The sequence below is a fragment of the Amycolatopsis sp. NBC_01307 genome (assembly GCF_035975215.1).
Lineage (GTDB): Bacteria > Actinomycetota > Actinomycetes > Mycobacteriales > Pseudonocardiaceae > Amycolatopsis.
Map to the genome: position 1 here is coordinate 3,450,190 of NZ_CP108403.1, position 24,528 is coordinate 3,474,717.

The 24,528-nt window shown below is 69.2% G+C and carries 25 protein-coding genes; 9 read left to right on the top strand and 16 right to left on the bottom strand.

The features are described 5' to 3' along the window. Nucleotides 1–56 precede the first annotated feature (56 nt). The 8 genes from OG439_RS14285 to OG439_RS14320 all read right to left on the bottom strand — a co-directional run bounded on the left by OG439_RS14285 (nucleotide 57) and on the right by OG439_RS14320 (nucleotide 5,252). A complete protein-coding gene (locus OG439_RS14285) occupies nucleotides 57–302 on the bottom strand; it encodes an AMED_5909 family protein (RefSeq protein ID WP_442792304.1) in 246 nt (81 codons plus the stop codon). Next, nucleotides 289–564: a hypothetical protein gene (locus OG439_RS14290; RefSeq protein ID WP_326949837.1), complete on the bottom strand. Its 276-nt coding sequence runs from the start codon at nucleotides 562–564 to the stop codon at nucleotides 289–291. Before OG439_RS14290 ends, OG439_RS14285 begins: the two co-directional genes overlap by 14 nt. A 243-nt stretch (nucleotides 565–807) precedes the next feature. Beyond that, the gene (locus OG439_RS14295) at nucleotides 808–1,254 is read right to left on the bottom strand and encodes a hypothetical protein (protein ID WP_326949838.1); all 447 of its coding nucleotides are present in this window, start codon (nucleotides 1,252–1,254) and stop codon (nucleotides 808–810) included. Nucleotides 1,255–1,288: 34 nt separating this feature from the next. Further along, the gene (locus OG439_RS14300) at nucleotides 1,289–1,561 is read right to left on the bottom strand and encodes a hypothetical protein (RefSeq protein ID WP_326949839.1); all 273 of its coding nucleotides are present in this window, start codon (nucleotides 1,559–1,561) and stop codon (nucleotides 1,289–1,291) included. Nucleotides 1,562–1,666: 105 nt separating this feature from the next. Further along, complete coding sequence (locus OG439_RS14305; protein ID WP_326949840.1) at nucleotides 1,667–2,224, bottom strand: flavoprotein; 558 nt, start codon at nucleotides 2,222–2,224, stop codon at nucleotides 1,667–1,669. A 4-nt stretch (nucleotides 2,225–2,228) separates the two neighbouring features. After that, nucleotides 2,229–3,464, bottom strand: a complete 1,236-nt coding sequence (locus tag OG439_RS14310; protein ID WP_326949841.1) for a helix-turn-helix domain-containing protein — start codon at nucleotides 3,462–3,464, stop codon at nucleotides 2,229–2,231. 91 nt (nucleotides 3,465–3,555) lie between these two features. Beyond that, entirely contained in the window at nucleotides 3,556–4,485 is a 930-nt protein-coding gene (locus tag OG439_RS14315; protein WP_326949842.1) for a hypothetical protein, read from the bottom strand. Next, the gene (locus OG439_RS14320; protein ID WP_326949843.1) at nucleotides 4,482–5,252 is read right to left on the bottom strand and encodes a hypothetical protein; all 771 of its coding nucleotides are present in this window, start codon (nucleotides 5,250–5,252) and stop codon (nucleotides 4,482–4,484) included. Before OG439_RS14320 ends, OG439_RS14315 begins: the two co-directional genes overlap by 4 nt. A gap of 958 nt (nucleotides 5,253–6,210) precedes the next feature. Here OG439_RS14320 and OG439_RS14325 point away from each other — a divergent pair. Together OG439_RS14325 and OG439_RS14330 are read left to right on the top strand one after the other, a co-directional pair. After that, nucleotides 6,211–6,897 carry a hypothetical protein gene (locus OG439_RS14325; protein WP_326949844.1) on the top strand — a complete coding sequence of 229 codons (687 nt, stop codon included), beginning with the start codon at nucleotides 6,211–6,213 and terminating at the stop codon, nucleotides 6,895–6,897. A 161-nt stretch (nucleotides 6,898–7,058) separates the two neighbouring features. Next, nucleotides 7,059–7,658 carry a hypothetical protein gene (locus OG439_RS14330; protein WP_326949845.1) on the top strand — a complete coding sequence of 200 codons (600 nt, stop codon included), beginning with the start codon at nucleotides 7,059–7,061 and terminating at the stop codon, nucleotides 7,656–7,658. A 144-nt stretch (nucleotides 7,659–7,802) separates the two neighbouring features. On the opposite strand, the gene OG439_RS14335 is transcribed toward OG439_RS14330, so the two are convergent. From OG439_RS14335 to OG439_RS14345, 3 genes are all read right to left on the bottom strand, one after another. After that, nucleotides 7,803–8,192, bottom strand: coding sequence for a hypothetical protein (locus OG439_RS14335; RefSeq protein WP_326951548.1), 390 nt, complete (start codon nucleotides 8,190–8,192; stop codon nucleotides 7,803–7,805). Nucleotides 8,193–8,248: 56 nt separating this feature from the next. Continuing rightward, nucleotides 8,249–9,484 (bottom strand): GDSL-type esterase/lipase family protein, encoded by a 1,236-nt coding sequence (locus OG439_RS14340; protein WP_326949846.1) that lies wholly within the window; start codon nucleotides 9,482–9,484, stop codon nucleotides 8,249–8,251. A 108-nt stretch (nucleotides 9,485–9,592) separates the two neighbouring features. Beyond that, nucleotides 9,593–10,276 (bottom strand): alpha/beta hydrolase, encoded by a 684-nt coding sequence (locus OG439_RS14345; RefSeq protein ID WP_326949847.1) that lies wholly within the window; start codon nucleotides 10,274–10,276, stop codon nucleotides 9,593–9,595. A gap of 99 nt (nucleotides 10,277–10,375) precedes the next feature. Here OG439_RS14345 and OG439_RS14350 point away from each other — a divergent pair, with 99 nt between their 5' ends. Then, a complete protein-coding gene (locus OG439_RS14350; protein ID WP_326949848.1) occupies nucleotides 10,376–11,269 on the top strand; it encodes an AraC family transcriptional regulator in 894 nt (297 codons plus the stop codon). Then, nucleotides 11,266–11,550, top strand: a complete 285-nt coding sequence (locus OG439_RS14355; RefSeq protein ID WP_326949849.1) for a hypothetical protein — start codon at nucleotides 11,266–11,268, stop codon at nucleotides 11,548–11,550. The genes OG439_RS14350 and OG439_RS14355 overlap by 4 nt, the downstream gene beginning before the upstream one ends. On the opposite strand, the gene OG439_RS14360 is transcribed toward OG439_RS14355, so the two are convergent. The 3 genes from OG439_RS14360 to OG439_RS14370 all read right to left on the bottom strand — a co-directional run bounded on the left by OG439_RS14360 (nucleotide 11,547) and on the right by OG439_RS14370 (nucleotide 16,510). Continuing rightward, nucleotides 11,547–12,380 carry a GH25 family lysozyme gene (locus OG439_RS14360; protein ID WP_326949850.1) on the bottom strand — a complete coding sequence of 278 codons (834 nt, stop codon included), beginning with the start codon at nucleotides 12,378–12,380 and terminating at the stop codon, nucleotides 11,547–11,549. The two genes, OG439_RS14355 and OG439_RS14360, sit on opposite strands and share 4 nt — an antisense overlap. A gap of 102 nt (nucleotides 12,381–12,482) precedes the next feature. Next, complete coding sequence (locus OG439_RS14365; RefSeq protein WP_326949851.1) at nucleotides 12,483–13,934, bottom strand: radical SAM protein; 1,452 nt, start codon at nucleotides 13,932–13,934, stop codon at nucleotides 12,483–12,485. Beyond that, complete coding sequence (locus OG439_RS14370; RefSeq protein ID WP_326949852.1) at nucleotides 13,934–16,510, bottom strand: glycosyltransferase; 2,577 nt, start codon at nucleotides 16,508–16,510, stop codon at nucleotides 13,934–13,936. Before OG439_RS14370 ends, OG439_RS14365 begins: the two co-directional genes overlap by 1 nt. Before the next feature lie 104 nt (nucleotides 16,511–16,614). Between OG439_RS14370 and OG439_RS14375 the strand changes: the two genes are divergently transcribed. The 3 genes from OG439_RS14375 to OG439_RS14385 all read left to right on the top strand — a co-directional run bounded on the left by OG439_RS14375 (nucleotide 16,615) and on the right by OG439_RS14385 (nucleotide 21,337). Next, the gene (locus tag OG439_RS14375; RefSeq protein ID WP_326949853.1) at nucleotides 16,615–16,797 is read left to right on the top strand and encodes a hypothetical protein; all 183 of its coding nucleotides are present in this window, start codon (nucleotides 16,615–16,617) and stop codon (nucleotides 16,795–16,797) included. A gap of 162 nt (nucleotides 16,798–16,959) precedes the next feature. Further along, nucleotides 16,960–20,619 (top strand): family 78 glycoside hydrolase catalytic domain, encoded by a 3,660-nt coding sequence (locus OG439_RS14380; RefSeq protein WP_326949854.1) that lies wholly within the window; start codon nucleotides 16,960–16,962, stop codon nucleotides 20,617–20,619. A gap of 58 nt (nucleotides 20,620–20,677) precedes the next feature. Beyond that, a complete protein-coding gene (locus tag OG439_RS14385; RefSeq protein WP_326949855.1) occupies nucleotides 20,678–21,337 on the top strand; it encodes a hypothetical protein in 660 nt (219 codons plus the stop codon). A gap of 5 nt (nucleotides 21,338–21,342) precedes the next feature. Here the strand turns inward: OG439_RS14385 and OG439_RS14390 are convergent, their stop codons facing one another. Continuing rightward, a complete protein-coding gene (locus OG439_RS14390) occupies nucleotides 21,343–21,702 on the bottom strand; it encodes a hypothetical protein (protein ID WP_326949856.1) in 360 nt (119 codons plus the stop codon). A gap of 214 nt (nucleotides 21,703–21,916) precedes the next feature. Between OG439_RS14390 and OG439_RS14395 the strand changes: the two genes are divergently transcribed. Both OG439_RS14395 and OG439_RS14400 read left to right on the top strand, forming a co-directional pair. After that, complete coding sequence (locus tag OG439_RS14395; RefSeq protein ID WP_247052075.1) at nucleotides 21,917–22,093, top strand: CsbD family protein; 177 nt, start codon at nucleotides 21,917–21,919, stop codon at nucleotides 22,091–22,093. 126 nt (nucleotides 22,094–22,219) lie between these two features. Beyond that, the gene (locus OG439_RS14400) at nucleotides 22,220–24,046 is read left to right on the top strand and encodes an FUSC family protein (RefSeq protein ID WP_326949857.1); all 1,827 of its coding nucleotides are present in this window, start codon (nucleotides 22,220–22,222) and stop codon (nucleotides 24,044–24,046) included. 160 nt (nucleotides 24,047–24,206) lie between these two features. Here the strand turns inward: OG439_RS14400 and OG439_RS14405 are convergent, their stop codons facing one another. Further along, nucleotides 24,207–24,509, bottom strand: a complete 303-nt coding sequence (locus OG439_RS14405; RefSeq protein WP_326949858.1) for a ribosomal protein L7/L12 — start codon at nucleotides 24,507–24,509, stop codon at nucleotides 24,207–24,209. Nucleotides 24,510–24,528 lie beyond the last annotated feature (19 nt).

Genomic DNA, 24,528 nt, shown 5'->3' on the forward strand with positions numbered 1-24,528 from the left:
CGTCATAGCGTGCGTTTTTCGCTGATACTGTTGACTTTCCGGTCGTCTACATGCGACTAGTCAGTGGACTTCCCTTCCGCCTGAAGTTCCGCCGAGATCTCACCCGCCTGCCGCTCCTCGTACCCGGCCCAGTACAGCGCCTCGTGGTGATGACCCCGGTCGACGTCCGCGATCATCTTGTACAACCGCGCGTTGCCGAGCCGGAACGCCAGCCAGACCGACGGGCTCGCGTTGTTCGCTGGCCGGCGGTCCATCACGACCTCGTGCGCTTCCCGCAGCGTCTTCGGCTCAGCCTTCCTCACGATCACGCCTCTCCGCGCGGGCTTCCAGCAGCGCCGCCAGGTCCTCGGCGTGGTCGCGGAGCCGGCGCAGGAACACCACGCAATCCGGCCACGCTTCCCGGTCCTGCGGCGGCACCAACATCAGCACGAAGGGCGCGCCGGCCAGCACCAGAACCGGCGGGGCCGACAGATCCGGGCCAGTCTCCTCCACCGTCACCTCGATACCCGGACCCACCGCCCAGCGGACGCCCAGCCCGTCCATCACCGCCGTGTCCTGCTTCACTCGCCCAATCCCTTGCCAACTCGGCGAACCCCTCGGCCGCCGACTCCAACGCGGCCACACACCACCACGGCAACCCACGCGCCTGCGCCAGCTCGTGCCACGCCCGCGACACCCGCCGAGCAGCATTGGCCGTGTTGGTGGCACTCATCGGCGACAGGACCGCACGCCCGTGTTCCCACGCGGCCATGTAGTCCCGATACGCCCGCTCCCACGCCTCGACTCGCTCGCGGAAGCCCATCGCGGTCACGCGGCCTTCGGCGTCTCACCGGACCCACCGGACCGGGACGCCTTGCTCGCGGCCTGCTTGAACCCGGTCGCGCGGAACACGTAGGACTGGTACTTGAACTCGCCCTGCCCCGCCACGCGCGGTTCCGCCGTCAGGCCGTCCAGCTCGATCGGCCGCATTCCCGGCAGCGCCTCCGTCGTGGTCGGGACCGGCTGCACGTCGGCGAGAAGCGTGATCTCGAACGATGCCCGCTTCGCGCGGGTCTCGGCCGGGTCGGTGACCATGACCTTCCACTGGCGCTTACCGGTCACCTCGTCAACCCGCTGCCGCACCGGACGGTTGGCGGCCCGGTCCTCACGCGACTGGTACTCGTTGTCGGGCGACACTTCGCCCACCATGACGAGGCCCTGGGTGAACGCGTCGTCGAAGTCGATGCCGAACCGGTGTCCTTTGTCGATAGCCATGCTGAATTCCCTTGCTCGTATGGGTTTCTTGCGCTTAGTCGCGCTCTTCCGACCACTGGTCGCCGACAGGAGAGGAGTAGGTGCGGGTGCGATTTTGCGTCTCGCACCACTCGCCGAACTCGTTTGCGGCCACGGCGAGGCTCCGCGCGAACCGTGCGGTGTCCATCAGGCCGCCGATCCGAGCCGGTACCTGGATCATGATCGCGGTTTCATCGCCCCCGGCCACCAGCTGGCGGACTCCCGGGGAAGGCGATACGACGGCAGCGTCGTATCCGACGAGGGGCTGAATCACCACGTGAATGCCCATGTGTGCGCTCCCGATGTCTCGGCTTGAGCGCGTCCGATTGGGCGCGCTGAGACCAGGAGACACCCGGGTAAGGAAGATCACCCGGACAAACTGTCCGGGTCGGTTCTAGCGGTCGGCCGGAACGGCCTTCTCGATCGCGTCCAGCATGACTGACCAGGGCAGATCCCGACCAGGAGCAGACCGCGGTTCATGCAGCGGCCAGACATCTTCACCGTAGAGCAGGTCCACACCGACCCTCTTGAGGTTCTCGATGTGCGTGGTCCAGGCCGGCTGGCGTGCGTGGGCCGCGTTGACGCGCGGGAACACGATCACCGGCAGATTCAGCGTCCCGATCGCCTCGTTGACCTGTGTCAACGCTTGATTGTCGGCGATGCCGAGAGACATCTTCGCCACCATGTTCGCCGAGGCCGGCGCCACCAGGTAACAGCTCGGAGCGGGGTGTGGGCTCTTCTGCGACGGCGACCGGGGCTCGACCCGCACCGGGTAGCCAGTGGCTTGCTCGATCTCGTCAAGCTGCCCGGTCTCGGCCAGCCAGCGGCCAGCGGTGGGCGTCAGGGTGACCGCGACCGTCCAGCCCTCCTTCTGGGCAGGCTTGATCAGACGCGGAAGCAGGTGTTCAACCCCGCCGGCCCCGGAGGCGACCAGCCCGAGAACTCGCGACATACGGCTACCTCACCGCGCCACAGCGCTCAGCCAGCGCGAGCAGCGCCGAGGACTTGCTGGCCGTGGCCGGGGCACGCCGGTACATGGACCGCACGACCTCACGGACCATGGTGTTGTGCCGGACGATGGTCGGCGACTTCTGCTCGGCCTGCAGGAGGACTTGAAGGGCGTCGTCGTCCTTGGCGAGCAGACTCAGTGCTCGGGCGAAGTCGATCAGATGCGTGACCTGGCGTTCCACCGGCAAGTGATCGACGTTGACGCGCGGCGCGGTCTCGATGACCTGGCTAACGTCGCCGAGGTCCAGGGCGGCGGACAGCCGGTGGAGCTCGACGTTGGCCGGCCCGAACCCGGTCTGCCAGTGGTTGGCGTCCACGCCCAGCTGGTCAGCGGCGGTTTTCGCGTGGCCGAGGAGGTCGTTCGCAGTGGTTCGATCCTGGTGTCGCGCCGCCGCGACAGCCGTGCGGAGGTAGAGCATCCCGTACAGACTCAGCGCAGCCGGATCACCCTCAGCCATCCTCGGCAGCAGCCACCTCGCCGCGACGTCGCCCAGCTCAAGCGCATCATCGAACCGACCCACGGCCAAGAGCGCGTGCGTGCCGGACCGCGCAGCCGAGGCCAAGACCAGCGGATCATCAGAGTCGTCCGCAGCCTGCATGGCTCGCTCGGCCGCGATCCAGGCAAGGTCAGCTTCACCGATCTTGCTCAGCGTGGTTGCGGCCAGGTGGTGCACCCGCGCCGAGATTGCCGCGCAGGTCCGCTTGTACCCTGAGTCGTCCGACGAGGCCGCTTCCATCGCCTGCGTCGTCTTGATCAGCCCGGGCAGCGCGGTGACAACTCGCCCGAGGTCACCCTTTTGATAGCTCGACCAGGCACCTTCCACCAACTGGCGGACCGGCTGCGGGTCGATGTACTCGGGCGACATCGCCGAGGAGAACAGCGTCCGCGACAGCCGACGGGGAGCCATCAGCGCGTCTCGGATCGCCGGGACGTCGTCGCGCTTGTCCTGCTCTTCCATCAGCACGGGTTCGCCGAGCAGGTCACCCAGGGTCACCCTCAGCGCCCGCGCAAGGTCGGCCAGCACGTCCAAGCGGCGGATGTCCCGCTCACCGCGCTCGATCTTGCTCAACCAGTCCTCGGTACGGCCCACCAGGTCAGCAAGAACCGCCTGCGACAGCCCACGCCGCCGCCGGTAGAACGCGATCCGCTCACCGATGCTGAGCTGGTCACCCGCGCCACGCATGACCTCAGGTTAACAGGAATGACTTGGACCCGCATGCGCTAAGATAGGAATCAATTAGTCTAATCTGCAACTATATCTCTACAACAGAACTCTATGACCTTTCAACACTTCTCACCCACCATTCACTCAAAGGCGGCCGCTCGTTTGAGTGATATATTTCAGAGTAGTCGTTCTTGAAAAGAGTATTTATCGGAGGCACATTCCAAGTCGATTTGTCGCCCGCAAGCCAGCGATCATGCCAGTCGCGCTCCTTCCTTGAATCTACGCGCCACTCAGATCTAATAGACACGCCGTCAAGTTCTTTTTGAAAACGCCGAAAGTCCTTCATAGAGCGGTCCGTCAGAACACTTTCCGAGTCGCCGGAAAGGATGCGAATCTCAACGACCCTTTCAAATTCTAACTCTTCGGCTAGCTCCTCAAGCGCTCGCACATGAAAATGCGGATCCGCCCACCAGACAACCCCGCTAAGGGTTCTAATGATTCGACGCAACCTCACAACATTAAGAAAAGGAGTCTTCGGCGAGATCATTGCTGCGATCGCGTCAATCTCACCCGCCAGCGGAGCGTCCGCCGAAACACTAAGCAGTCGAATTGTCTTCATCTTCTTTGAGTAAGCGATAATCTTTAACTGGTTCATCCAGCTAAAGAACGGACGCAAGTCTTCAATCCTTGTGCCAATTGATACGCAGCGGTGCTGCAGCAGAAGATCCAGCACGCCAGACTCCGGAACTGGCCCGAGCCCCTTCAACTCTTGCTCTACCACTTGAATTGGGTTAAACCGACGAAGAGCGGAGGCCAACTCCTTTAGAGAGTCTTCTTTTCGCCCCAACACCCACCGAAGCTTAAATAATGCCTGCCCAGCAGATGTCAACTCGCCTGCGTCATATAGGCCGCTTCTAGTCAAGATAAAAGACGAGCTTTGCCCAATCGTCTCCCCGACCGCCACATCCCTAACCGAGTCAAGAATTGCATCAATGGGATAGTTGATAATGACGCTGTCATCTAGGGAGTCCTCGATCATCGAGCAATTCCCAGAGCATGGAGGATTGAGATAACTTCGTCGGCACGATACTTTGACAAATCAAGACTAATAGATAGCGAGATATTACCCGCCCCCTCAGTCGTCAAGTCCCGATCCTTGAAGTCGCCCGGCAGACGCTTCCGTAAAGTGATCGCCTCACCATCGGATCGCCCTTCACTTTCACCGCCGACGAGGTCCTCGTTCACCTCAGCAATTTCATCCTCCTCGGCAAAGGCCGCATCGATCTCAGCTTCGTCGTCAAGATCACCTTCATTAGAGTCGAGCCGGGAATCTTGACCAGACATCTCCGTAACGTCGGCTTTACTACCGCCACTACTAGCATGAACAATATTGTTCTCGTCGATCATCTTTGCATGCACAAGCGACTTGATGAACGCGGACGCAGCAATCTTGGCAAAATCTTCTTTCTTGCCATAGTCGAACTGAAGTCGAGAGGCGAGACTGCCAACCTCAGGAACAGTCGTACCCTCGAACGCGTCAACAAGCTCCTTATAAGCTTTCAGGTTCATTAGGGCGACACGCCGCGCTTGCTCTTGCCCCAAAGGATTAGATTCATTCACAAGCTGTTGCCCGAGGGAACTAAGTCCAATCTGATCTCCGTCACGATCAATCAACTGAAAGCCTTTTAGCACCGCTATCTTTCGATCCCATCCACCTCCCGAAGCACTCTTCAGCCCCATCTCCTTCGCGAATGCTGCTTTTGATGTCTTTGCAAGACGCGCAACGCGCCAGAGGTCTTTGGCCATGGACTCTGCCTCAGGGAGGCCTACCGCGGGAAGACCTCTCTTAACCCCCAAATTCGGGGAAGGCTTTTTAACATCTACACTTTCGGACGACTCAGACATAATCTTTACCTGCTCCGGTCGATATATTTGCCGAATTTGGCTCTATGGGATCAAGGGCGCGCCGCCGGTGGCGGCGCGCCTGTCGCCTATGTAGCCCCTCGCCTGGGCAGCCGCATCCGCTTCCGACACGGCGGGCTGCCGCTCCGCTTCGCCCGCCGGCCGGGCGGTGCGGCCGCCAGCGGGTCACCTGGCGCAGCGCCGCGCGGCGGCATACGAGTCCCTGAGCGATCCCGGCCTCCTCGACGAGCTACGAGCGGTGTGACATTCGGGTCGCTTGGGAGTCGATCTCCGTTACGCACCGTCGTTAGGGACCTCCATCCCGAAGCCTGATCGTGACAACGGCCGGTAGCACCGCGTCAAGACGGGAAAGCGTGTCTTGACCCGGCGCCACCGGCCGCGTGCTGGCTTCGTATCGGGATGCAGGGCAGGGTATGGCTGGGGTCCGCCAGGCCGTCAGAGGTCAGGAAGAGGCGGGCAACCGCGAGAACTGATGACAGACAAACCGCAGCTCAGCGTACCTAAGAGGCAGAGACGCCGAGATGCAGAAGAACCCCGGAGCAGATCATCGCGATCTAATCGGCCAAGCCCGACCTTGGGGACCACCAGGGGACCACACGTCGTGCCTGCCGGTGAACGACCAGGCATTTCTGACACGCCAGTTGATCACGCGCACGGGCCCTGAGCTGCGAAAACCCCGACTCCCCCGTCCTGGGGGTCAAGGGGTCGCAGGTTCGAATCCTGTCAGCCCGACCGGATCGGCCACCTTTACGCAGGTAGAGGTGGCCTTTTTCATGTCCACGCTCGTTTCAGCCGTCGTCGGCGTGCTCCGCGCGGCGGGCCCGAGGGAGGCTGCCACCCCATGAGTTTTGATCTCTACATCTGGCGGGAACGGCACCCGATCACCGATGAGCGCGCCGCCGAGCTTTGTCGGCAGCTTGGGGACGGCCGCGATGACGTGGTCGATCCCGACGCCCGGGTCTTGGCTTTCCGCGACGAACTGGCAGGCCGTTTTCCCGACCTGGAAAGCCTCAGTGTCGACGAGCTCGAGTCCTCGCCCTGGGCCATGAGCCCGGATGCGACGCCGCGTCGGGTGATCCTCTGCATGAGCTGGTCCCGTCTCGATGGGGCCGTGTCGTTCGTCCTCGAGCTCGCCGGCCGGCATGGTCTGGTCTGCTTCGACCCGCAGAGCCAGCGGGTCCACAACCCCCAGACCGCCGCAGCCGGCGGTCTGCGGCTGCAGTGCTGTGACGGCAGCCGGATCGACGATCCCAGCCGGGATGATCTGCACCTGCACCTTCGCCGGCTCTCCGCGGAGAACTGGCACGCCACTCTGGAACGCCGGCCTGGCTGGTTCGTGCAGGTCGGCATCGGCCAGTACGCCGGGAACGTGCCCCCGGGGAAGTTCGCGGTGGAGTACCGGGAGGGCGAACCCGATCTGCACTACCGCGTCCTCGTCGGCACCCTCGACGAGGTCATGGCCGTCTTCGACGGATTCGCCGTCGGTGACGAGGCGTGGAAGACGACCCATCCCTGGACGAAATACTGACGCCTGGCGCGCCATCGACGCTGCCGGGCGTCAAAACAGCACGCGGGATCCGTGCGACCGCGTCCAACTGTCGCGACGACTCAACCGGGAGCGGGAGTCGGGCGTGTGGGGTGCAGGGAACCGCGCGGCTGAAGGCGCGTGGTGGATGGGGAGGACACGAAATGACCAAGATCGCCGCGACGTTGCTGGCCGTCATCGCTCTGGGACTGGGACTTGCTCCTGCTGCTACCGCTCAGGAAGGCGCGAGTCTCGAGGTCTATCCGACCGAGGTGCGACCCGGGGCCATCTTCGGGACCGGTATCCGTGGCGTGTGCGAGACCTACTCGGACGTCACCTCGGATGGGTTCGCCGCGCCCGTTCAGCTGGCCGGGAATCCCGACGAATTGTGGGCGACCGGCGACGCCGTTCGCACGCCGGGGACCTACACCGTGACCGCGACCTGTGATTCCGAGGTCTTGACCACCACCTTCACGGTTCTTCCCCACCAGCCGCCGTCCTGGTGGCTCTCCCCGATCGACGTGCAGCCCGGCGGGGAGATCTGGGGTGGGTCGGACATCATCAGCGGGTGCCCCGGCGGGCCGGTCGGGCCCGTTACTTCGCCCGGCTTCGCCGCCCCGCTGCAATTCACCACGGGCGGGAACTTCGGGCGATTCAGCGGGAAGACCACCGCCGGCGCTACTCCCGGGACCTACACCGCGACCCTGCAGTGCGCCGGCACGCCGATCATCGGCACGCTGCACTTCACGGTGGCCGCCGGCTGATCCGGCTCGTTGTGTGCCACAGGCCGCCGTCGGGCGGCTTGCGGCTCACTCGCCGAGAACGTTCCCATGCCGACTGACGGGGTCATTCCCAGAGCAGAATCTCTTTGCGTCCAGGGTGCTTGCCGCCGCGCATTGCGAAACGCGTCAGGCGTGGCCTGACAAGGTCAGTGAACCCAGGAACGATGACGTCCAGCCCGACAGTTCCTCCAGGCGGGACATCAAACCCTCGATTTCCGCCCATCGGCGGTGTTCTCGCTCCAGATCCGGGACCAGGGAGTCGCCTACCAACAGCAGTAACGTGGCTATCTCGTACGCTACGTCCGCCAGCTGCAGGAACGGGCGGTACTCCGGCTCCGTCCCGGTGCCGTGGCAGGACGCCCACGAGCGGGCGGCGTGGCCGGTCAAGCGGCAGGTCTCCTCGATCGTCGCGCGCAGGGTGGAGCGGCGGGATGTCGGCGATGGTTCCAGCAGCGGGGCTATGTTCCAGGCCACCGACAGCAGGCAGCACCCCGCGTCGTCCATCGAGTTGTTCATCACGCGACGTACTTTGCTCAGCGACCCGCACATGAAAGGCGTTGCGACTCGCCCTTTCACCCCTTCGTGTGGGAAGTTGACCCGGCCGTGAGCATCGGGATCGAGATGAAGTCCGCCAGTGCTTGCTGGCCTGCCGCGTTCGCGTGGATTCCGTCGCCGTTGTCGTACGCCGGGTTGATGCTGTTCGGATTCAGCGGGTCCTTCAGGACCTCGTCGAAGTCCAGGATGCCCGTGCACAGGCCGCCGCAGGTGTTCCAGCGTTCTACGAACAGTGCTATCTCGTGGCGATCCAGGTTGTTCTTGTCGCTGTAGCCCGGACGTGGGGTGCTCGGGGTGACGTAGACAGCGATACCCGCCGCGCGGAGGCGGGCGAAGACCGCTCGGTAGCTGTCCAGGACCGCCGTCGCGTCGCAGCCGTACGCCAGGTCGTTCGTTCCGTAGTAGTAGATCACCGACTTGACGCCGTGCAGGGCCAGGACGTCGCGGTCCAGGCGGCTCGCGGCGTCCAGGCCGACTACCCCCGGCGGGATGTTCGGGCACGTAGGAGCGCTCGTCGTTCCCGAGACTCCCGCGTTGGCGACGGCCAGGCCCGAACTGGCGGCTCGACGCGCCAGGTCGTCCGTCCAGCGGCGGTCGGCGCCCAGCTGGGTGCAGCCGGGGCCGCAGTTCGTGCTGCCTATTCCGTCGACCACCGAGCTGCCGAACGGGACCACCGTGCCCTTCAGCGCCGTGTTGTGCACGTCCACCGCGCTGACGACGTAAGTGGAGCCCACCGTCTGCGCGAATGCCGAACCGCCGGCGTCACCAGTGTGGTCCCCCGCGCCGGCAGCCGTCAGGTAGTTGTCGCGCAGGGCCGCGCCGTGGCGGCCGACCACCGCCGTGCCCGGTACCGACATGCTCACGGCCAGGTTCGTGTCCGGCCTGGTGGTCAGGCGCAGCTCGTCGCTCCACGCCTCTCCCCCGGCCGGGATGGTGACCGCGCGGGCGCCCGCGAAGGTGAGGTCGCGGGGCGCGGTCACCGCCGCTCCACCCGCGCTCACGCCCGCCGTGGCGTGGGCCACCGACAGCGGGCCCGTGCCGAACGTGTTCTGCAGGCGGACGCGGATCGCGTCGCCGCCCTGGCTCAGGTGGGTGATCATCCGCAGGGACTGCGCGTTCAACGGGGTGTCCGCGCGGCCGTCCTGCGACTGGGCCCACGAGGTGAACCACGCCTGTCCGGCTCCCGCGGCGACCGGCGCCGCCGCGAACGCCAGGGCCGAAACCGCCGCCAGAACCGCCACCTTGCCGCGCACAGGCACCTCCGTAGTCCACAAAGGACGAAACGAAAACCGTGACAGTACCGAGAATAGGGAGCCGCTCCCGCGCGGACAACAGCGCGGGGGCGGTCCTGTCCGATCTTGTCAGCCGGCGGCGCGCTCGATCAGGTCGGCGATCGCGACGGGCTGGGACGCCAGCGACGCGTGCCCGGACTCGAGCTCGATCGTCTCGCGGGCGCCGATGCGGGCGGCCATGCGGCGCTGGTTGTCCGGGGCGATCATCCGGTCCTGGGCCGAAACCTGGTACCAGGACGGCTTCCGCTTCCACGCCGGGTCCGTCACCGGGTCGCCGAACGTCGAGCCGACCGGCGCCTTCTGCGTGACGGCCATGACCCGGGCCTCGTCCTCGGGCAGGTCCTGGCAGAAGCTCTCGTGGAACTTGTCCTGCGCGATCCACAGGTAGCCGTCGGAGTCCGGCGCGATGTTCGCGCCGCCCGGGGCGTCGTGGCCCTCGCTGACCGTCGCCAGGCTCTCCCCCGCGTCGGGCGCGAACGCCGCGACGTACACCAGGCCCGTCACGTTCGGCAGCGTCCCGGCCTCGGTGATGACGGCGCCGCCGTACGAGTGGCCGACCAGCAGCACCGGCCCGTCGACCTGCGCGACCATCTGCCGGGTGCGGGCCGCGTCGGCGGCCAGCGACGTCAGCGGGTTCTCGACCGCGTGCAGCGACCCGAAACCGCGCTTGTCCAGCTCTCCGATGACCTTCGCCCAGTGCGCGGCGCCACCCCAGAAGCCGTGGACCAGCACCACCGTCGGCTTGGCAGACATGATGGGGTTTCCTCCTCGATCAGGCGCGCCGGGTCCGCTCGTGCGGACTCGCTCGCGCATACTGCCTTCGCAGCCTATGAGGAGGTTCGAGCAAGAACCATGGCCCAGAGACCGGAAAACTTTGCCGATTCACCGCCGCTGCCCGCGTACGGCGAGCAGGACGCCCTCTCCGACGTCCTGCAGGCCATCCACCTGCAGGGCGGCGACGTGCGCCGGCACACCGACGTCGTCGAGCGCTATCCCGCCGGGACGCGGTCGCTGCACCTCGTGGGCTCCGGGCGCGTCCGCCTCGACGTCGAGGGCGAGGCACCCGTCGAGCTGAACCACGGCGACATGGCGCTGCTCGCCCGCGGTGACGCGCACGTCGTCCGACCGGCGCCGGCCGCGGACTGGGTGACCGGCGAGTTCCTCGTCGAAACCGTGGTCGCCGCGCCGCTGCTCGGTGTTCTCCCCGCGGCGATCGTGATCCGCGGCGACGCCGGGACGGCGGCGTGGCTCCCGCTGAGCCGGGACCTGCTCCTGTCCGAGGTCACCCGGCCCGAGCCCGGCGCCCGCGTGATGGTGTCGCGGCTGCTCGACCTGCTCTTCATCCGCTCGCTGCGGACGTGGGCGGCCTCCGGCGACGCGGCGCACCCCGGCTGGCTGACCGCGGCGATGGACCCGGCGCTCGGACCCGCGCTCACCGCGATCCACCGCGACCCCGGCCGTGACTGGCCTGTCGACGAGCTGGCCCGGCTGACGTCGCTGTCGCGCTCGGCCTTCGCGGCCCGGTTCGCCGAGTCCGTCGGCGAGCCGCCCGGGGCGTACGTCCAGCGGCGACGGCTGGACCACGCGGCCCGCCTGCTGCGCTCGACGGGCGAGCCGGCAGGGCGGATCGCGGCCCGCGTCGGCTACGCCTCGGAGGCCGCGTTCAGCCGGGCCTTCTCCCGCGCGTACGGGAGTTCGCCCCGGGCCTGGCGCGGCGCCGCCGGTTCCGGTTCGATGGACCGATGAGCAAGGTGAAACTGCGGGCCGTGCGTGACACCGTGAAGCCGGACGGCGCCCTCTTCGGCGACCCCTACGAGACGCCGGACGGGACGACGGTCATCCCGGTGAGCAACCCGGTCGGGGTGTTCGTGATCCACGACGGCCACGTCAAGTGGGAAGCCGCGGTCGACACCACCCGCGTCCTCCTGATCGGGGCCATGACCGGCCTGATGGCCGCGACGCTCGGCACCCTCGCCGTGCTGCGCAAGCCGCCGTGGCCGGACGTCGTCATCCGGAGGACGCGCTAGGCCGCCTGACCCTTCGCCAGCGCTTCGACGCGGCCGATCGGGCCGTTGTAGTAGTTCTGGTCGCCCGGCAGGCCGCCGCCGCGGGCGAACTGCCAGATGCTCTGCTTGTCCCAGCCGGCCGGCAGCTCGCCGACGTCCGCGCCGTACCGGGCCAGCCACAGCGGGTTCGTGTTCCCGAACCCGTTCGCGTTGCCGGTGCAGGTCTTCCACCACGCCGTGCTGGTGTAGATCAGCGCGCTGCGGTGCGCTTTCGCGAGGTAGGTGCGGGTGAAGTCGGCGATCCAGGCCGTCATGTCGGCCGGGCTCTTGCCGTAACAGACGTCGCCGTACGGGTTGTACTCGATGTCGAGCGCGCCCGGCAGCGTCGTGCCGTCGCCGCGCCAGCCGCCGCCGTTCGCGATGAAGTAGTCCGCCTGCTGGGCGCCGCTGGAGACGTCGGGGCGGGCGAAGTGGTACGCGCCGCGGATCAGGCCCGCCGCGTGCGCGCCGTCGTACTGCTGGGTGTACTGCGGGTTGACGAACCCGGTGCCCTCGGTCGCCTTGACGTAGGTGAACTTCGCCCCGCCGGCGGCCGCGGCGCCCCAGTCGACCGGACCCGTGTGCCCGCTCACGTCGTGCCCGAGCGTCTGGTCGGCGACGTCGGCGCGGGAGGTGAGCGGGCTCCCGTGAACGCCTTCGTGCGCTTCGATCTGCGTGCCCGCGAAGTTCGTGTCCGCGTGCGAGTAGTCCGGAGCGGCGTGCGCCGGTGGCACGACGACCACCGACGCGAACGCCGCGAGCGCGCCCGCCCCGGCCAGCTTCGCCAGGGGTCCGGGAACGGTTCGGCTCATCTGGGCTCCGATCTCGGTACGGCCGTACGGTGCTGGACCCATGCTGCACGCCCGTACCGGTCCCCGCGAGACTTCTGTCACCCGTCGGAGTGATCTCGGTCCTCAGAGCTCGGTCGTGATGATGGCCTCCACCAGGACTTCTCCCGTCCGGGTCAATTCCACTTTCCCCGCCCCGGAATCCAGCCGGACGAGGCCGCGATCGGCCAGGGAGCGGAACTTGCCGAGCCACGGTTCCGCGAAGAGCGACCGCCCGGGGAACCGCGAAGCGTGCACGGAATCGCGCAACGGCTGCAACGTCGTCAGCGCCATCTTCACCGCCCGCGCCTCCTGCCCGTCGGGCGTGAACCGCGTCGCCGACCCCAGCGGGATCCGGCCGGCTTCGACGGTTTCGATGTAGCGCTTGGAGTTCACGTCGGTGATCGCCTCCGACGCGCGGCAGCTCGAACTGCCGCCGAGCCCGATCGCGACCTCGGCCTCCTGCTTCTCCTGGTCGACCATGATGGACTTCCACTTCTCCGGCCCGAGGCCGTCGCGCGCGAAGTACATCGTCGGGTGCTCGGTGTAGTTCGCGGCGCGGAGGCCGTCGGTGAGCAGCTCCCGCATCTGGTACTGCTCACCGAGCGTCGGCCAGCGGTGGCCGTCGCGCACCAGCTTGTCCCGGTAGGACGGCAGCTGCCACGCGGCCGGCTTCTCGCCCGTGACGCCGGTGCGGGTGTCGCTGTAGGAGGCCAGGTGCAGCTTCGTGCACACGACGGCGGTGATCTCGTTCTCCAGCACGACGTCCAGGTCCCGGCGGACGCTGTCGAGGGTCTGGTCGAGCAGGCCGTACATCAGGTCGATGCTGACCCATTCGAAGCCGAGGCGCTGCGCGTTGCGGACGAAGTCGACGCACATCCGCGCCGAGTGCTCGCGCCCGCACAGCTCGAGGACGTGGTCGTCGAACGACTGGACGCCGCTGGACAGCTTGGTGCAGCCCAGGTCCCGCAGCAGCTCGAGCTTCGCCGGCGTGAACGTGCTGGGGTCGCCCTCGAACCGGATGGTCGTGTCCGCGGTGAACCCGAACTCTTCCCGGTAGAAGTCCAGCAGCCGCCGGATCTCCGGCTCGGGCAGCAGCGACGGCGTGCCGCCGAAGACGTTGAACTCGCCGACCTCGGCGCCCGCCAGATTCGGGACGGCGTCCAGCCACATGCGCGCTTCGCGGATGTTGAGGTCGACCCAGTGCTTCGCTTTCTCGTACGTGACCTCGGGTTTGCCCTTCACCAGCACCACCGGGTACTGGCAGAACCGGCAGCGGTAGGCGCAGGTCGGGATGTAGGACCACAGGTGGATCGGGGCGCTGGACGCCAGTTGCGCGTCGAGGTCACGCAGGAAGTCCGCGGGCGCGTAGCCGGGGACGTTGCCCGGGAACACGTGCGCCCCGAACGGGTCCTCCTGCACGTAGTCGAGCAGGTGCCGGTTTTCGGGCGCCTCCAGGACGTCGAGCACCGCGGGGCGCGGCCACGCGGGGTCGAGACCGTGCAGTGAGCCGATCGCCTCTTCGTAGGCGAGTGTCATCAGAACACCCCTCCGTTGCCGAAGTAGTTGTGGGCTTCTCCGGATTCCCGGTCTTCGCAGTAGTAGTGGACGAACTCCGCGAACCGCTCCGGCGGAACGTCCGCGAAACACGGTGGCAGCGGCGGCGGGGCGCCGATGTCCTCGCCGACGTGCTTGCGCAGGCACGCGAACAGCTCGTCGGCGAACTCCAGGTACAGCCGGTACGACGGCGTCTTGTACGCGTGGATCGGCGTGAAGTCGACGACGCGCATCCCGGCGCGGATCTCGGCGATCCGCTCGCCCAGCCGCGCGGCCAGGTCCGCGCCGAAGAACCCGATGACGGCGTCGTCCTCCAGCAGGGCCGGGGTCAGCAGCACCGGCAGGATGGTGTTCTTCGGCGTGAAGTCCTTGATGGAGAACTCCCACGCCTGCAGGGCTTCCGCCTCGGTCAGGTCGGTCTCCACGGCCGGCGCGGAGGGGCGGATGTCGCGCATGACGATGGTGCCGCCGGAGCCGTAGGCGCGGCCGGCGATGACCTCGTCGATGGCGTGGTCGACGCGCCGCGGGTTGATCTCGACGCGCGAGCGCGGCGCGTACGTGATCGCGTCGCCCCCGCCGGCGACCTTGATCCCGAAGTCCCAGTCGTCGGAGAGGTGGCTGACGAACTTGCCGTCCTGCAGCTGGTAGAAGATCTCGATGCCGCCGGCGCGCTCGTAAGCGTCGCGCTCGACCGCGAAGCCCTTGCCGTCGGGGAAGCCGCCGAACAGCGCGAACGTCACGGCGCGGCAGCGCAGCGTCCGCTGGATCGCGTCCCAGAGCCGCGGCCGGCCGGTGAAGTGGTCCGCGTTGTAGTAGTAGTCGCAGACGCCGATCGAGGCCTTGGTCGTCTCCATCGCGTCCAGGAGCTCGCTCAGCCAGTGAGCGTCGACCTGGCAGTCGGCGTCGGCGGAGACCAGGTAGAACCGCTGCGCCGGATCGGTGTCGGGCCGGTTCCGGCTGCGCGCGGCGGCGAAGTCCATGCCCGCGCGGCGCGCGCACGAGACGCCCTGCTCGGGCTCGTGGATCACGTGGACCGCCAGGTCCGGGTGCGCGGCCGCGAACTCGCGGGCCAGCGCGACGGTGTCGTCGGTCGAGTTGTTGTCGACCAGGACGACTTCGTAGCTGTCCTTGTCCAGCGACTGCTGGTCGTACAGCGTCCGCAGGACCGACCGCAGGTTCGCGGCCTCGTTGTACACCGGCAGCACGACACTCAGCCGCGTCCCGGCGCCCATCGGCGGCGGGTACAGCCGGTCGACCAGGTCGTCGACGACCTGGGTGCCGAAGCGCGCCCGCCCGAGTTCCTGGTTCACCCGCACCACTTCCGCTCGTTTCCCCTCGTCGGTGATCAGTTCGGCCACTTCGCGCGCGAACGCCGCGTCCGGCAGGTCGTTGGCCTGGATGTCCAGCACCGGCGCCCGGAACCCGGCGCTGCCGTAAACGGCGTTATACAGCTCGTAGCCGCTGGTCACGTACGGCGTCCCGGAGGCGATCGCCTCGCTGACCGGGTTGCCGTAGCTCTCGTAGTCGTAGGAGGTCAGGAAGGACACGACGCTCGCGTGCGCCAGGAGGTCCCGGACGGAGTATCGGCCGGGTGTGGTCGTGTCGTACGGCGTCAGCCAGCCGCCGAAGACGACGCGGTCGCGCACCCCGAGCCGTTCGGCCAGCCGGGTGAGGTGGACGTACTCCGCGGGTGCTTCTTCGACGTCGCCGGCCACGAACAGCCACGCGTCCGGCAGCAGCGCCAGCAGGTGCAGGTCCCGGTCGACGCGCTTCTGCGGGATGATCCGCGTGATCCGGGCCAACAGCGGAGCGTCCTCGGGGATCCCGTAGTCGCGCTTGAAACCGGCGTTGCGCGCGTCGATCTCCGCCGTGGCGATGGGGAACGTGTTGGGCAGGACGTCGAGGTTACGCAGGCCCGGCACCCACTCGAGGGTCCGCGCCCGTGCTTGTTCGTGCAGCGCGAAGTAGTGGATGTACGGCGAGTTCCGCGGCGCCGGGGTCTCGCGGTACGGGAACCGGCCGTACTTGGCGATCCCCGGTTCGCTCTGCCACATCAGGTCGTGGTCGCGCCAGAACACGAACCGGCCGAGCCGGTGCCGCGCGCCGTAGCGGTCGATCGCGCGGTAGAGGGCCTCGGTGTAGGTTGGGTTCTCCGGCAGTGTGCCGTTCTCGACCATCACCATCGTGACGCCGAGGCGTTCCCAGGTGGCGGTGATCCGGCCGGCCAGCTCGCCGGCGATCCGGTCGATCTCCGGCCGCAGCGCCGCGCCGGCCTCCCGCTGGACGACCTCGGTGAGCACCCGCTCGACGAACGGCCGGTCGTAGCCGCGGACCTGCTCGACGCCGTCGATCCGGTCGAGGACGACCCAGTCCGGCAGCAGCCCGGCCTCGTCACGGTAGGGCCGGAAGAACGCGCCCTTGTCGGCCTTGATGTCGTACCCGAGATCGAGGTGGACGCGGTGGCCCCGGGCGGAGAGCCGGGCCGCCGTCTTGAGGAACTCGACCACCACCCCGGACAGCGGAGTTCCGTCGAAGGACACGCCCCAGAGCACTGACATCGATGACGGGCTCCCGTTCTCGACTGCGGTGTCCGCTCCACCCTACGTGGCCCGGTCACCGAAACGCCGCGCGAACAGACAGCGCTTTCCCGGCGGCGAGGCGGTTGACCGGGCCCGCCCGGGCCGGCTTCGGCCGGGTGCGCCGACTCGGCTGGGCCGCCGCGTACGACGTCGTCTTCGACGGCCCGGCGTGGCCGTGGTGGCCCACGGCCGTCCCCGCCGGGCTCGTTCTCCTCGGGGTGGCCGGGGTCGTGCTCGTGATTCGGCAAAGGCGTCGGATGAAGTGACCTAAAACGATTTACACATTGGCCACCGGACAAGCACGGACGATCGCCGCTGCACCCGGTGGAGTATTGCGGTTGCGTGATCCTCTGATTACAGTCACATATCACACTGGATTGAAACGTTTTAACGTTCCGCAGCCCCGTCCCCGTCATCCAGGAGCCGCAATGCCGCGATCCCAGCTCTGGCGCGCGACCACCACCACCGCCCTCGCCGCGACCCTGGTGCTCTCCGGCGCCGCCGCTCCCCCGGCGGGCGCCGCGCCCCCACCGGACATCTCCGGGGCGCACTGGATCTGGTACCCCGAGGGTGACGCACGGGTGTCCGCCCCGGCCGCGACCCGGTACTTCCGCACCACGTTCACCGTGGCCGGCGGCGCGGTCAGCGACGCCCGGTTCACCGTGACCGGCGACGACACCGCCGACGTCTGGCTCAACGGCAAACCCCTCGCGTCCTCGGCCCGCGTCACCGACTCCTGGAAGACGGGGCTGCCGGTCGACCTGCGGCCCGCGCTCGTCCCCGGCGTCAACACCCTCGCCGTCGCCGTCCGCAACGCCGGCGGCCCGGCCGGGCTGCTCGGCCGGCTGCACGTCGCGACCGCGTCGGGCACCACCGACCTGACCACCGGAGCGGGCTGGAAGAGCGCGCAGACCGCGCCGGAAGGCTGGGAGCAGCCGGGCTTCGCCGACGGGTCCTGGCCCGCGGCCGCGGATCTCGGCGCTTACGGCGCGGCACCCTGGGGCGCCGGCGTCACCACCCCGGACTCCACCGCCGCGGCCCCCCTTTCCGTGGCGAGCGCGACGGTCGGCACCCGGGTCAACCCGATCGGCGTCGACCCGGCGCAGGCGCGGTTCGGCTGGAAGCTGACGTCGTCGACGTCGCAGCAGCGGCAGTCGGCCTACCAGATCGTGGTGTCCGCCAACGGATCCGACGTCTGGGACAGCGGGCAGGTCGCGTCCGGGCAGCAGGCCGACGTCGCGTACGGCGGGCCCGCACTCGGCTCGCTGACGGCCTACACCTGGCGCGTCCGGGTCTGGGACGCCCAGGGCCGCGCGAGCGGCTGGAGCCCGGTGCAGCGGTTCGAAACGGCGTTGCGCGCCCCGGCGACCGAGTGGACCGGCGCGTTCATCGGGCGCTCGGCGGCCGGCCCGGACCTTGCCGGCGCGAGCTGGGTCTGGTACCCGGAGGGCGACCCGGCCGGCGGGATCCCGCCGGCGACCCGGTACTTCCGCAAGACCGTGCAGCTGAGCGCGGCGCCGTCGAAGGCCACGCTCGTCGTGACCGGTGACGACACCGCGACCGTGTGGGTCAACGGCACCCAGGTCAGTTCGTCGCCACGCTCCACCGACTCGTGGAAGCAGGCCGCCGTCGTCGACGTCGGGCCGCTGCTCACGACCGGCGCGAACGTCATCGCGATCAGCAGCGAGAACACCATGCAGAGCCCGGCCGGGATGATCGCCAAGCTCACTGTCACCGGTGGGCCGACGGTCGTCACCGACGCGTCCTGGAAGGCGAACCAGACCGGGCCGTCCGGCTGGCAGCAGCGCACGTTCGACGACAGCGCCTGGACCGCGGCGCGGGCGCTGACCGCGTACGGCACCGGGCCGTGGGCGTCGAACGTCGTCGTCGCGTCGCCCGCTCCCCTGCTGCGCAAGAGCTTCACCGTCAGCAAGCCGGTCGCCAGCGCCCGGCTGCTCACCACCGCGCTCGGCCTGCAGGAGACCCGGCTCAACGGGACCAAGGTCGGCGGCGAGGTCCTCGAACCCGGCTGGACCGACTACACGAAACGGCTGCAGTACCGGGTTTCCGACGTCACCGGCCAGATCCGCCAGGGTGACAACGCGATCGGCGCGCTGCTGGGCAACGGCTGGTACTCCGGCAGCATCGGCATCGCCGGCAGCCAGCGCTACGGCACCAAGCCGTGGTACTCGGCGCAGCTGCGGCTGGCCTACACCGACGGCACCAGCTCGACCGTCGCCACCGACGGCACCTGGAAGACCGGCGACGGCCCGATCCGCGCCGACGACCTCTACCAGGGCGAAAACTACGACGCGCGGCTCGCCCCCGCGGGCTGGGACCAGCCCGGTTTCAACGACAGCGCGTGGCAGGCGCCCGGCGTGCGCACCGACGCCAAGCCGAACCTGGTGGCCCAGGTGGACAACGGCGTCACCGTGCAGCAGGAGTTCCACCCGGTCGCCATCACCCAGCCCAAGCCGGGCGTGTGGGTCGCCGACATGGGCCAGAACTTCGGCGGCGTTGACCGGCTTTCGGTGACCGGACCGGCGGGGACCACGGTGACGCTGCGGCACGCCGAGGTGCTCAACCCCGACGGCACGATCTACACCGACAACCTCCGGGCCGCGCAGGCGACCGACCGGTTCACCCTCGCGGGCACGGGCGGCGTCGAGACGTACGAACCGCGCTTCACCGTGCACGGCTACCGGTACGTCGAGCTGACCGGGCTGCCCTCCGCGCCGACCGCGACCACGGTCACCGGCCGCGCGATGTGGACGACCGGCGCGCAGACCGGCACGTTCACGTCGTCGAACACCATGGTGAACCAGTTGCAGCACAACATCCTCTGGGGTGAGCGCTCCAACATGCTGTCGGTGCCGAGCGACTGCCCGCAGCGCGACGAGCGGCTGGGCTGGACCGGCGACATCGGGATCTTCGCCGGGACGTCGACGTTCAACCTGGACGTCGCGAACTTCCTCGGCAAGTTCAGCGACGACCTGACCGACGCCCAGCACGCCGACGGCTCGTTCACCGACGTCGCGCCGGGGGTGCTCGACGGTTCGGGCACGGCGGGCTGGGGCGACGCGGGCGTCATCGTGCCCTACACCCTGTGGCAGCGCTACGGCGACACCGGCGTGATCAACGAGCACTTCGCCGCCATGGTCAAGTGGGTCGAGTACCTGCGCTCGACGTCCGGCGCGGACCTGATCCGCGACCACCAGACGTTCGGGGACTGGCTCAACGTCAACGACAACACCGCGCAGGACCTGATCTCGACAGCGTTCTTCGCGTACTCGTCGCGGCTGGTCTCGCGGATGGCGGCGGCCACCGGGCACACCGCGGAGGCGACGAAGTACGGGACGCTCGCCGACCAGATCGCCGCGGCGTTCGCGAACAAGTTCTCGGCGGCGGACGGCACGGTCGGCGCGAACACGCAGACCGGGTACGTCCTGGCGCTGGCGTTCGGGCTGCTGCCGGCGGCACGGGTGCAGCCCGCGGCCGACAAGCTCGCGGCGAAGGTCGCGGCGAGCGGTGGCCACCTCAGCGTCGGCTTCCTCGGCGTCGAGAACCTGCTGCCGGTGCTGGCCGCCCACGGGCACGCCGACGTCGCGTACCAGGTGCTGCTGCAGCCTGGGTTCCCCGGCTGGGGCTACATGATCGGCCGCGGGGCCACGACGATCTGGGAACGCTGGGACGGCATCAAGACCGACGGTTCGTTCAACGATCCCGGGATGAACTCGTTCAACCACTACGGTCTCGGCTCGGTCGGCGACTTCCTGTACCGCTCGGTCGGCGGCCTGTCGCCAGCGGCGCCGGGGTACGCGGCGCTGGACATCGCGCCTCGCCCGGGCGGTGGCCTGACGTCGGCGAAGGCCACGTACGAGACGCCGTTCGGCGGCGCGGTCAGCGACTGGTCGATCAGCGGCGGCACGCTCACCCTGCGGGTGACGGTCCCGGCGGGCGCTTCGGCGACCGTCCGGGTCCCGACGTCGCAGACCGGCGCCGTGAACGCGCCGGCCGAGGCGGTGCCCTCGGCGGCGGGGACGTACTTCGTGCCCGCCGGGTCGTACGTGTTCACCGCGCCCGCGTGAGCCCGCGGGCCGGTGCCGTCGCTGTCCGCGGCGGCACCGGCCCGTTAGGGTCGGCTGCGTGGACCTGCCCGGCTACTGGCTACGCCGACCGGCCGCGCCGACGTCGGACTCGCTGCGCGCCCGGTTCGACGCCCTGCTGGACGAAGCGCTCGCGGCCGGCCCGGAGCACCCGATCGACTACCGGCTCGACGCGCCGAAGTGGCAGTTCCTGTGCCACGCCGCCGACCGCGGCGACCACGTGCTGCACGGCTCGGGCCGGCCCGGCATCACGGAGTTCACCCCACGCCGGCCGCCCGACATGACCGAGTTCGGCAGCCGGCTCGCGGTCTTCGCGGCCGCGGACGGCATCTGGCCGATGTTCTACGCCGTCCTCGACCGCGACAGCGGGCCGTTGTCGATGTGCAACGGCTGTGCGCGCGTGGGCGGCGAAGCGCGGTACCACTTCTCGATCAGCGCGCCCGCGCTGGCGCGGCAGCCGTGGCGGAGCGGCACGGTGTACCTCCTGCCGGCCGCCACCTTCGACCTGGAGCCGCCGACCGGCGAAGCCCGCTCGATGCAGGCCGCCGGCCCGGTGCCGGTGCGGCCGCTCGCCAAGCTCACGGTCGAGCCGGCCGACTTCCCGTTCCGGGACGACGTCCACGGCCACGACGACGCGGAACTGACCGCGCGGGCGAAGGCCGATCCGGACGGCTTCCCGTGGCACGTCCCGGCGTCGTGACCGGGCTAATGCCGCAGCGCCAGGTTCAGGGCGTCGCCGGCGTGGTCGAGGCAGTCCCCGCAGATCACCGCGTCGCGGGGCACGCAGCGCACGCGGACCAGCGGTCGGCGGAAGCCGAGGAACGTGCGGCGCTCACGGCGGCTGCAGAACTCGCAGACCGGCGCCTGCGGTGAACTGACCGCTTCGAAGGTCTCGCCGGCCTCGTTCGGGCGCTCCTCGCGGTCGCGCACCACCCACAGACCGGCCTGCACGCAGTCCACGCAGATCGGGCCCGACGGACCGGGCACGCGGGTGTCCCGCGGTCGCGGGGGCCGCCCGCAGAACCGGCAGGGTGCGGTCAGCCGTCCGGCACCGTTCGTCGTCACACAGCCTCCTCGGCGGTTGCCCGGTCCACGCTACCCGGCTTCCGGAGCCGGCCGTCCTGTTCGGACCCGGCACACGTCCGGGTGGCGTGACGGCCCTCACGTCACCCGGATGGCTCAGAAAAGGTGTACGTCGGCGCTGAGCGGGTAGCCATATAGCAAGGCCCTCGTGGTGACAGGCCGATCCGGAAATGTCGCCTGACGAAAGGTGCAGCCCGTGAACGACAAGATCGAGAACAAGGGTGAAGAGCTGAAGGGCCGGGCCAAGGAGGCCGTCGGCGACGCCACCGGCAACGAGCAGTGGCAGGCCGAGGGCAAGGCCGACCAGGCCAAGGGCTCCCTCAAGCAGGCCGGCGAGAAGATCAAGGACGCCATCAAGGGCGTCAAGGACTGACCTGAGGTTTTCGCGACCGCCGCACCCCGGCTTCCGGGGTGCGGCGGTTTTGCTGTCCGGACCCACAGTGCTGTCCGCCGTGCGCCAGGATGATCGGGGCAGTGCGCGCGGCGAGGGGTTGGTGTGGTGAAAGGCCTGATCAAGAGCGTCGGGATGCTCGGGTTCGTCGTGGTCGTCGTCGGCGCGACGGCGGGCATCGGGGTGGCGGTCGGCCTCGGGAACACCGTGGTCCTGGCCGGGCTCACGGCGTTGTTCTGCTTCATCGCCGCCACGGGCGGGCCGCTGCGGTCCGACCTCGTGCTGCTCGCCTGCTACGCGCCCCTCGTGGTCGCCGGCGTGGCCGGTCCGCGGTTGCTGGGCGCGGTGTCGGACGTCGCCGCGATCGCGCTGCTCACCGTCGTCGTGTTCGTCGCCGCGCTGCTGCCCGCGCTCGGGTCGCGGTTCGTCACGGTCGGGCTCGGCCTGGGGATGGCGTCGGTGTTCGGCTACGGCTTCCAGCTGACCGGCACCGCGAGCGCCGGGCAGATCATCGGCGCGCCCGCGCTCGCCGTCGGCGTGGCGATCGTGCTGCGGCTCCTGCTCGGCGTCGGCGACCCCGGCAAGCCCACCCGGGAGGCACTCGCCGACGCGCTCGCGGGCGGTGGCCAGGACACCGCCGAACGCGCGGTGCGGCTGTGGCTGGCCGACCGGCCGCGGAAGTGGCAGACCCGGGTGCTGGGCGCCGGTGTGCGGGCGCGCGCCACGGCCGCGATCCTCGACGACCGGCGGCGGGCCCTCGGCGAAGACCAGGCGGGCGCGCTGCGCACGATCCTCGACGCGGCGGAGGCGGAGCTGGCCGGCCTCGCCGACGCCGTCCGCGCCAAGGACGCCCCGGACGACCTGCCCGCGGCCGAGCGGCCGGACCCCGGTGCCGGGCTGCCCGGCGAAACGCGGCGGCTCGTCGACGAGCTGTGGTCCGGCGTCGACGCGGTCCGCGACGCCGTGCTCACCCGCGACGAGTCCGTTGTGGACATCCCGCGCGCGGCCGTGCGGGCGGCGCTGCGCCACGAGGCCGAAGGCGCGCTCTCCTGGCGTTCCGCGCAGCTGCGGCACGCCGTGCGCTGCGCGATCGGGATGCTGCTCGCCCTGGTCGTCGCGCGGTTCCGGCCGGGCGACCCGCTCACCGTGTCGTTCCTGATGACGACGTTCGCCGTGCTGCAGCCGGAGTGGCGGGACACGCTGAGCAAGGCGTGGCAGCGCGTCGGTGGCGCCCTGGGCGGCGCGGTCGTGCTGGCGCTGGTGCTGTGGCTGCTGCCGCCCGGCGCGTTGCTGCCGCTCGCACTGGTGGCGCTGCTGGCCGGGTTCCCGCTGATGCGGAGCCGGCCGACGGTGTTCAACGGGTGCATGGTGCTCATGAGCGTCGGGATGAACTCGGCGACGAAGCACCTCGACGCGCGGACGTTGCTGGTGGAGTACGTGCTGCTGATGGTGCTGGCCGTCGTGATCGCGCTGCTGTTCGGCTTCGCCGCCGTGCCGGGGGTGCGGAAGCCGTCCCTGGCCGAGCGGTTCGCCGAGGCCGTGGACACGACCCGGGCGTTGCTCGCCGAGGTCGCGGGGGCGCTGGACGGCGCACCGCGAGCGCGGCTTGCTCCGAGGTTCCGGGCCGCGGCCCGCGCCCAGCAGGACCTGCGGGCGCCGGAACCGGGGAGCAAGCCGCCCGAGCCCGGTCAGCAGGCCGCGCTGGACGCGGCCGCCGAAGGACTGCGCGGACTCGCGGCGTCGGCAGGCGCGTTGCTGCTGCGCGGCGGCCCGACGCCGATGGCCGAGTTCACCTCGACGGCCGCGCTCGCGCTGGGCGGCTCGCCGATCACGGCCCCCGGCGCGCCGCTCGACGAGGAGCAGCGCCTGGTGGCCGACACCGTGATCGCGGACGTCCTGCGCGTCCGCCACGCCGCGCCGGCCCTCGGCGGCTAGGCGGTGTCCTACAAGTCAAGCTCGCGGTCTTCGCGCCCAGGCGGCCCCTGACGGCACGGGCGGGATCACCCGAGTACGGCCCAGTACGAGGGTGACCCGCCCGCGCCGCCAGGAACCACCTGGATCACGAAGCCCATCGAGCAGACTCGCAGGACACCGCCTAGGCCATCCGTTCCACGGCGTCCTTCGCGTCCTTGAGCCCCACGCCCGTGTGCTCGCGGTAGGCCTTGATCGCCTGGATCTTCTTGCCCTCCAGCAGGAACTGCCGCACGTCGGGCAGGTCGGCCAGCTGCGGCTGAGCCGGCTCCGCGACGGCGACGCCGAGGTGCCCGGCGATGGCGTCCAGCTTCAGTTCCATCCGGGCGAGGCGGCGCTCGAGGCGGTTGATCCGGCGGTCGTTGGCCGAGGCGCCCAGGGCGACGGCCGCGACGAGCACGACGACGGCCAGCAGCGTGTAGTCCATGGTGGACATCGTACGGAGC

Coding starts and splice junctions, on each gene's coding strand:
- OG439_RS14295 (WP_326949838.1), bottom strand. CDS start 1,254: ATGGCTATCGACAAAGGACACCGGTTCGGCATCGACTTCGACGACGCG.
- OG439_RS14300 (WP_326949839.1), bottom strand. CDS start 1,561: ATGGGCATTCACGTGGTGATTCAGCCCCTCGTCGGATACGACGCTGCC.
- OG439_RS14305 (WP_326949840.1), bottom strand. CDS start 2,224: ATGTCGCGAGTTCTCGGGCTGGTCGCCTCCGGGGCCGGCGGGGTTGAA.
- OG439_RS14310 (WP_326949841.1), bottom strand. CDS start 3,464: ATGCGTGGCGCGGGTGACCAGCTCAGCATCGGTGAGCGGATCGCGTTC.
- OG439_RS14315 (WP_326949842.1), bottom strand. CDS start 4,485: ATGATCGAGGACTCCCTAGATGACAGCGTCATTATCAACTATCCCATT.
- OG439_RS14320 (WP_326949843.1), bottom strand. CDS start 5,252: ATGGCCAAAGACCTCTGGCGCGTTGCGCGTCTTGCAAAGACATCAAAA.
- OG439_RS14325 (WP_326949844.1), top strand. CDS start 6,211: ATGAGTTTTGATCTCTACATCTGGCGGGAACGGCACCCGATCACCGAT.
- OG439_RS14330 (WP_326949845.1), top strand. CDS start 7,059: ATGACCAAGATCGCCGCGACGTTGCTGGCCGTCATCGCTCTGGGACTG.
- OG439_RS14335 (WP_326951548.1), bottom strand. CDS start 8,192: ATGAACAACTCGATGGACGACGCGGGGTGCTGCCTGCTGTCGGTGGCC.
- OG439_RS14345 (WP_326949847.1), bottom strand. CDS start 10,276: ATGTCTGCCAAGCCGACGGTGGTGCTGGTCCACGGCTTCTGGGGTGGC.
- OG439_RS14350 (WP_326949848.1), top strand. CDS start 10,376: ATGGCCCAGAGACCGGAAAACTTTGCCGATTCACCGCCGCTGCCCGCG.
- OG439_RS14355 (WP_326949849.1), top strand. CDS start 11,266: ATGAGCAAGGTGAAACTGCGGGCCGTGCGTGACACCGTGAAGCCGGAC.
- OG439_RS14360 (WP_326949850.1), bottom strand. CDS start 12,380: ATGAGCCGAACCGTTCCCGGACCCCTGGCGAAGCTGGCCGGGGCGGGC.
- OG439_RS14365 (WP_326949851.1), bottom strand. CDS start 13,934: ATGACACTCGCCTACGAAGAGGCGATCGGCTCACTGCACGGTCTCGAC.
- OG439_RS14370 (WP_326949852.1), bottom strand. CDS start 16,510: ATGTCAGTGCTCTGGGGCGTGTCCTTCGACGGAACTCCGCTGTCCGGG.
- OG439_RS14380 (WP_326949854.1), top strand. CDS start 16,960: ATGCCGCGATCCCAGCTCTGGCGCGCGACCACCACCACCGCCCTCGCC.
- OG439_RS14405 (WP_326949858.1), bottom strand. CDS start 24,509: ATGGACTACACGCTGCTGGCCGTCGTCGTGCTCGTCGCGGCCGTCGCC.